Source organism: Streptomyces sp. NPDC006208 (assembly GCF_040613775.1).
GTDB lineage: Bacteria > Actinomycetota > Actinomycetes > Streptomycetales > Streptomycetaceae > Streptomyces.
This window is the reverse complement of the sequence record NZ_JBEXSW010000111.1, coordinates 1-3,930: the sequence shown is the minus strand read 5'-3', so window position 1 is coordinate 3,930 and position 3,930 is coordinate 1. Positions and strand designations below refer to the sequence as shown.

The following is a 3,930-nucleotide window of genomic DNA, read 5'->3' as shown; positions in this document are numbered from 1 at the left end:
ACCGCGTCACCACCGGAGACCACCAGCTGCCACAGGTCCTCGGGCGAGCGCACACCACCCGGGTAGCGGCATGCCATGCCGACGATCGCGATGGGTTCCTGGTCCTTCTCCTCGATCTCGCGAAGGCGCTCCCGGACCTGGCGAAGGTCCCCGGTGACACGCTTGAGATACTCGAGAAGCCTGTCTTCGTTGCTGCTCATCCGCCCCATCCGTCCTCAGCTGTCGTTAAAGGTAGAGCGCCAAGAACTAGGAAATTTCTAGATCTTGATCGATCAGATCGAAGATGTCGTCGATCGTCGCGTCCTGCAGCTGCCGCTGCGCGTCAGCGGATTCCGCGCCTTGCTCTCCGGCGGAGTTCACCAGGGACAGCAGCTCCTGCAGCCGCCTCCGCACGCCTGACCGGACCGTCTCCTCCGCCGAGGCGGCCCTCGAGATCACCGACTCCAGCCGGTCCAGCTCGCTGAAGACCGACACCTCGGCCGGGCCGGCCTCGTCGGCGAGTTCGCTCCGCAGGTACCGGGCGATCGCATCGGGCGTCGGGTGGTCGAAGACCAGCGTCGCGGGCAGGGTCAGGCCGGTGTCGGCGGTGAGCAGGTTGCGCAGCTCGACCGCTGTGAGGGAGTCGAAGCCGAGGTCCCGGAACGCCAGGTCCGGTTCCACCGCCGCGGAGCCGCTGTGGCCGAGGACGGCCGCCGAAAGCGCGCACACCGTGTCCACGAGCAGGCGTTGCTGTTCGCCCTCGGACAGCCCGGACAGCTTCGCCTTCAGCGCCGACGGTTCCGCGGCCTGCTCGGCGGGCTCCTCGGCCAGGGCGTCCCTGACCTCGGGCAGGTCGCTCAGCAGCACGCTCGGCCTGCTGACGGTGAACGGGACGGCGAACCGCTCCCAGTCCACGTCCACCACGGTGACCACACCGTCCCCGTCGCTCAGCGCACCGTGCAGCGCGGAGATCGCCCGGTTCGGCCTCAGCACCGTCAGGCCGCGCTGCCGCAGCCGCTCCTCGTCCCCGGCGTCGGCGACCATGCCGCCCTCGCCCCACGGGCCCCAGGCGATCGCGGTCGCGGCGAGGCCCCGGGCCCGCCGGTGCTGCGCCAGGCCGTCGAGGAAGGCGTTCGCGGCCGAGTACGCGGCCTGCCCGCCGCCTCCCCACACACCGGAGATGGAGGAGAAGACGACGAAGGCGTCCAGCTCCTGATCGCCGAGCAATTCGTGGAGGTGTACGGCTCCGAGGGCCTTCGCGGCGACCGTAGCCGCGAAGTCGTCGAGACTCGTCTCGGCGAGCATGCCGGCCTCGGCGGTGCCGGCCGTGTGGATGACGGCGTTCACGGGGTGTTCGGCGAGCAGCGCGGCCAGCGCCTCGCGGTCTGCCACGTCACAGGCCGCGACCGTCACACGAGCGCCCAGCGCCTCCAGCGCAGACGTCAGCTCACCGGCGCCGGGAGCATCGATGCCGCGCCGGCTGGTCAGCACCAGATGTTCGGCGCCCGCACCCGCCAGCCAGCGGGCGACATGGCCGCCCAGCGCACCCGTACCACCCGTGATCAGCACCGTGCCGCGCGGCGACCACGAACGGCCGTTCCGGCCTGCAGGCAGACGGGACAAGCGCCGCCCGAACACACCGCGGTCGCGGATCGCGACCTGGTCCTCGGCCGACTGGCCGAGCACCGCGGCGAGACGACCGGCGATGCGGTCGTCGATCGTCCCGGGCAGGTCGACCAGACCGCCCCAGCGCTGCGCGTGCTCCAGCGCCGCTACGCGTCCCAGGCCCCAGACCTGGGACTGGAAGGGGTCCGCCACCTCGTCGGCGGGACTCACGCCCATCGCGTTCCGGGTCGCGCACCACAGCGGGGCATCGACGCCCGCGTCGCCCAGTGCCTGGACGAGCAGGACGGACAGCGCAACGCCGGTGGTCAGTGCGGCGGCCGCCGGGGCGGGCTTGCCGTCGATGGCGAGCAGTGACAGGACGCCCGCCACGGTGTGGTCACCGGCCGCCTCGGCGAGCTGCGCGGCCAGGTCCTTGCGGCCGGTGGCCGGCTCGACCGGGACCGGCAGCGGAGCCAGACCGCGGTCGGTCAGCCCGCGCAGGCACGCGGTGACCCAGTCGTCGCCGAGTTGCGCAGCGCTGACCGGAACCAGCCATACACCGTTCCGGGCCGGGCCCTCGGGGACGGGGATCCCTTTCCAGGTGATGCCGTAGCGCCAGCCGTCCACGGTGGACTGCTCCTTGCGCTGCCGCCGCCACGACGACAGCCTCGGCAGGACGTCGCTGAACGCGTCCTCGGCGCGGATGTCGAGGGTGCCGGCGAGGGCCTGCAGGTCCTCGCGCTCCACGGTCTCCCAGAACTCCGCATCGACCGGGTCCGCCACCGCGGCGGCGGCAGTGGTTTGCGGCACGTCCACCCAGTACCGCTCGCGCTGGAAGGCGTACGTCGGCAGGTCGACCTTGCGGGCACCGGAGAAGAAGGCGCTCCAGTCCACGGGGACGCCGTGCGTGTGCAGGTGTGCCAGTGCCGTGACGAGGGCCTGCCGCTCGGGGCGGTCGGCGCGTAGGACGGGCACAGTGACAGCCTCGTCCAGGCAGCCCTGCGCCATTCCGCTGAGGACGCCGCCGGGGCCGATCTCGACGAAGGTGCTCACGCCCAGGTCGTGCAGGGTCTGCACACCGTCGGCGAAGCGGACCGCTTCACGGACGTGGCGGACCCAGTACTCGGGGGTGTACGGCTCGGCCAGGCGGCCGGTGAGGTTGGAGACCACCGGAATCTGCGGCTCGCTGAAGGTCAGGCCGCGGACGACCTCGGTGAAGTCCTCCAGCATCGGGTCCATGAGCGGCGAGTGGAAGGCGTGGCTGACCTTCAACCGGGACGTCTTACGACCCTGCTGCGTGAAGACCTCGGCGATCTCCAGCACGGCATCCTCGGCACCGGAAATCACCACGGACTGAGGTCCATTGATCGCCGCGATACCCACCTGCTCGGTGAGGTGCGGCAGCACCTCGTCCTCGGTCGCCTGGACCGCCACCATCGCACCGTCCGCAGGCAGCGCCTGCATCAGCGCAGCACGAGCGGAGACCAGCTTCGCCGCGTCGTCGAGCGACAGCACACCCGCCACATGCGCGGCCGCGATCTCGCCTACGGAGTGACCGGTCACGTAGTCCGGCCGCACGCCCCAGGATTCGAGGAGCCGGAACAGCGCCACCTCGACGGCGAACAGCGCGGGCTGGGTGCACCCGGTCTGGTGAAGCGTTTCGGCATCGACGTCGACCGGAGCGTCCAGCCGCGCGCACACCTCGTCGTAGGCCTCGGCGAAGACCGGGAACGCCGCGTACAGCTCGCGCCCCATGCCCAGGCGCTGCGAACCCTGCCCCGAGAACAGGAACCCGGCCTTGCCTCCCGGCCGACCCTGGACGATACCGGGCGACGGCATTCCGGCGGCCAGGTAGCCCAGTCCGCGGCGGAAGTCGTCACAGCTCTCGCCGATGACCGCTGCCCTGTGGCGCAGTGTGCTGCGGGTGGTGGCCAGCGAGAAGCCGACATCGGCAGGTGACATACCTTCCTCCACGAAGGACAGCAGCCGTCGCGCCTGATCGCGCAGTGCTGCGCTGCTCTTGGCGGAGAGCACCCACGGCAGCAGGGCCGGGGCCGGCGGGGTGGTGGCCTCCTCGTCGTGGGCCGGGGCCTGTTCGATGATGGTGTGGGCGTTGGTGCCGCTGACGCCGAAGGACGACACGGCGGCACGGCGCGGGCGGTCCGTCTCCGGCCACTCCATGGCCTCGGTCAGCAGCCGGACCTCACCGGCCGACCAGTCCACGTGCGGCGTCGGCTCCTCGACGTGCAGGGTCTGCGGGATGACGCCGTGGCGCATCGCCATGACCATCTTGATGATGCCGCCGACGCCGGCGGCGGCCTGGGCGTGGCCGATGTTGGACTTCAG

Annotated in this window: 2 protein-coding genes; both read right to left on the bottom strand. The window is 71.3% G+C overall.

The features are described 5' to 3' along the window. The coding region (locus ABZ208_RS38790; protein ID WP_356914152.1) for a polyketide synthase docking domain-containing protein at window positions 1-200 on the bottom strand (200 nt) is incomplete at its 3' end. A 46-nt stretch (window positions 201-246) separates the two neighbouring features. Next, on the bottom strand, window positions 247-3,930 hold a 3,684-nt coding region (locus tag ABZ208_RS38785; RefSeq protein ID WP_356914151.1), incomplete at its 5' end, for an SDR family NAD(P)-dependent oxidoreductase.